General features: G+C 69.4%; 5 protein-coding genes and 1 pseudogene. All 6 read right to left on the reverse strand.

The features are described 5' to 3' along the window. Positions 1–137 (reverse strand): annotated as a pseudogene (locus tag ACFWY6_RS35965) (signal peptidase I); the annotation flags it as partial. A 45-nt stretch (positions 138–182) separates the two neighbouring features. Continuing rightward, positions 183–533: a 50S ribosomal protein L19 gene (rplS, locus tag ACFWY6_RS35970; protein WP_135334711.1), complete on the reverse strand. Its 351-nt coding sequence runs from the start codon at positions 531–533 to the stop codon at positions 183–185. Between the two features lie 132 nt (positions 534–665). Beyond that, positions 666–1,487: a tRNA (guanosine(37)-N1)-methyltransferase TrmD gene (gene trmD, locus ACFWY6_RS35975; protein WP_384699681.1), complete on the reverse strand. Its 822-nt coding sequence runs from the start codon at positions 1,485–1,487 to the stop codon at positions 666–668. Next, positions 1,487–2,050 carry a ribosome maturation factor RimM gene (gene rimM, locus ACFWY6_RS35980; protein WP_384699683.1) on the reverse strand — a complete coding sequence of 188 codons (564 nt, stop codon included), beginning with the start codon at positions 2,048–2,050 and terminating at the stop codon, positions 1,487–1,489. Before rimM ends, trmD begins: the two co-directional genes overlap by 1 nt. Before the next feature lie 113 nt (positions 2,051–2,163). Continuing rightward, entirely contained in the window at positions 2,164–2,403 is a 240-nt protein-coding gene (locus ACFWY6_RS35985) for an RNA-binding protein (RefSeq protein ID WP_030361979.1), read from the reverse strand. Between the two features lie 2 nt (positions 2,404–2,405). Next, positions 2,406–2,846, reverse strand: coding sequence for a 30S ribosomal protein S16 (gene rpsP, locus ACFWY6_RS35990; RefSeq protein WP_384699685.1), 441 nt, complete (start codon positions 2,844–2,846; stop codon positions 2,406–2,408). Positions 2,847–3,100 lie beyond the last annotated feature (254 nt).

Raw genomic sequence — 3,100 nt, forward strand, 5'->3', positions numbered from 1 at the left:
CCTGGGAGCCAGTCAGCGGCCCGGGCCACCAACGCGAAACGCGACCGTCCCTCCGGCCCCTCGGCGTCCGAGATGTCCACGGACTCAGTGGGGCGGGAGGAGCGGTCGCGCTCCGTGTGCTGTGCTTCGGTGTCCATCGGAGCCAGATGCTATCCGGCTCCGATGTGAACCAGTGCGCTAGCTCAGCTGTCGCGCTTCTCCTTGATCTTCGCGGCCTTGCCGCGCAGGTCACGGAGGTAGTACAGCTTCGCGCGACGCACGTCACCGCGGGTGACGAGCTCGATCTTCTCGACGATCGGGGTGTGCACCGGGAAGGTGCGCTCGACGCCGACGGAGAAGGAGACCTTGCGGACCGTGAAGGTCTCGCGCACGCCGGCACCCTGGCGACGGATGACTACGCCCTTGAACTGCTGCACACGGGAGCGGTTGCCCTCGATGACGCGCACGTGGACGTTGACGGTGTCACCCGGGCGGAAGGCCGGGACGTCGGTGCGCAGCGAAGCGCTGTCGACGGAGTCGAGCAGGTTAGCCATGATCGTCTGCTTTCTTCACTGATGCCACAGGTCATCAGCGGGAGATTCGTGATGAGGATTCGATAGCTGATCGCGTCGGGCGAGCGTCGTTCCCCCTGTGGCAGGGGCGCACGCTGGACGTACAGCAGCGGCCTATTCTTCCACGGCGTCGGGGTGTCGCCCAAATCGGCCGTCGGAACCGGGCCGCCAGCCCAGGATGCTGAGCATTTCGCGGTCCTTCTTGTCGAAGGCCGCGGGGTCGCAACGCTCGATCAGATCGGGCCTGTTGCGGGTCGTGCGGCGCAGCGCCTCGTCCCTGCGCCAGCGCGCGATCTTGCCGTGGTGGCCGCTGAGCAGCACGTCCGGAATGCCCTGGCCGCGCCACTCGGGGGGCTTCGTGTAGACGGGCCCTTCGAGGAGGTTCGCCATCGCGCCGGGGGCGAAGGAGTCGTCGCGGTGGGACTCGGCGTTGCCCAGGACGCCGGGCAGGAGCCGGGCCACGGCCTCGGTGACGACCAGGACGGCCGCCTCGCCGCCGGCGAGGACGTAGTCGCCGATCGACACCTCGTAGACGGGCATCCGGGTCGCGTACTCGTCGATGACGCGGCGGTCGATGCCCTCGTAGCGCGCGGGCGTGAAGACCAGCCAGGGCCGCTCGGAGAGCTCGACGGCCAGCTCCTGGGTGAAGGGGCGTCCGCTGGGCGTGGGGACGACCAGGACGGGGCCGTGGGCCCCCGCCTCGTACCCGTCGGCGAGCGCGTCGTCGAGGGCCGCGCCCCAGGGCTCGGTCTTCATGACCATGCCGGGGCCGCCGCCGTAGGGGGTGTCGTCGACCGTGTTGTGCCGGTCGTACGTCCACTCCCTGAGGTCGTGCACGTTCACGTCGAGCTGTCCACGCGCGCGTGCCTTGCCGACGAGGGAGACGTTCAGGGGTTCCAGGTACTCGGGGAAGATCGTGACGACGTCGAGCCGCATCAGGCGTCTTCCTCCGGGGCGGCCTCGGCGTCGCGCGTGGAGACGATCTCCGCGCGGTCGTCGATCAGGCCGGGCGGCGGGTCGATGATCGCCCGCTGCTCCTCCAGGTCGATCTCGGTGACGATCTCCTCCACGAAGGGGATCATCACCTCGCTGCCGTCGGGCCGCTCGACGATGAAGAGGTCCTGCGAGGGCAGGTGCGAGATCTCGGTGATCCGGCCGACCTCGAGCCCGTCCTTGGTGACGATGTCGAGGTCCATCAGCTGGTGGTCGTAGTACTCGTCCTCGTCTTCCGGAAGCTCTTCCGGATCGACCTCGGCGATCAGCAGGGTGTTGCGCAGCGCCTCGGCGCCCGTGCGGTCGCGTACGCCCTCGAAGCGCAGCAGCAGACGGCCGCTGTGCACCCGGCCGGTCTCGATGGTCAGCGGCCCCGTGGAAGCGGGGTCGGTGGCCAGGACGGCGCCGGGGCCGAGCCGCAGTTCCGGCTCGTCCGTGCGCACCTCGACGGTGACCTCACCCTTGATGCCGTGGGCGCGGCCGATCCGCGCGACTACCAGCTGCACTGCTCTCTCTCCTGTCATGTGCCCACGGCGTTCCTCCGTCGGCGGCTACCAACGACTACGGGCCGGGGAAGGCCCAGAAGCCCTCCCCGGCCCGTGCCGGTACTGCGTGCGGTTCAGTGAACCTGGTCCACGTCGACGAGGTCGACGCGGACACCGCGGCCGCCGATGGCGCCCACGACGGTCCGCAGAGCCCGCGCGGTGCGGCCGTTACGGCCGATCACCTTGCCGAGGTCGTCGGGGTGCACCCGGACCTCCAGAACGCGCCCACGGCGCAGGTTGCGCGAGGCGACCTGCACGTCGTCGGGGTTGTCGACGATGCCCTTCACGAGGTGCTCGAGAGCCTCCTCGAGCATGCTCAGGCCTCGGTCGACTCGGTGGACGCGGCCTTCTCGGCCTCGTCCGCCTTCTTGTCAGCCTTCTTGGCCTTCTGGGTGATGGCCTCACCCTTGGCGTCGTCGCCCTCAAGGCCCTTGGTGAAGGCCTCGAACGCGGCGCGCTTGTCCTTGGGCTCGGCGACGAGCAGCGGCGCCGGGGCCGGCAGGCCCTTGTGCTTCTGCCAGTCACCGGTGAGCTTCAGGATCGCCATGACCGGCTCGGTCGGCTGAGCGCCGACGGAGAGCCAGTACTGCGCGCGCTCCGAGTCGACCTCGATGCGCGAGGGGTTCTGCACCGGGTGGTACAGGCCGATCTCCTCGATGGCCCGGCCGTCACGGCGGGTACGGGAGTCGGCGACGACGATGCGGTAGTGAGGCGAACGGATCTTGCCCAGACGCTTCAGCTTGATCTTGACTGCCACTGGAGTGGTGTCTCCTGGTCTTGACGTGGTTGGGCACAACGAGATGCCACGTGGGGTTGCGGTACTCGGGGTGCCCGATGGACGCGTCAGCCGGAGGCGAGAGGGTTCCTATGCGGCTGTCGAGTACAGCTAGCCATTGTGCCATACGCCTCCGGGACGGCCGAAACATGTCGGCCCTGCCCGTCCAGCTCAGCCCCGGCAGCCCGCGGCCGCGCCGCCCCCATCCGGGGTGCGGAAGGGGGTGGCGCCGCCCC

Source organism: Streptomyces sp. NPDC059037 (assembly GCF_042740015.1).
Taxonomy (GTDB): Bacteria; Actinomycetota; Actinomycetes; order Streptomycetales; family Streptomycetaceae; genus Streptomyces.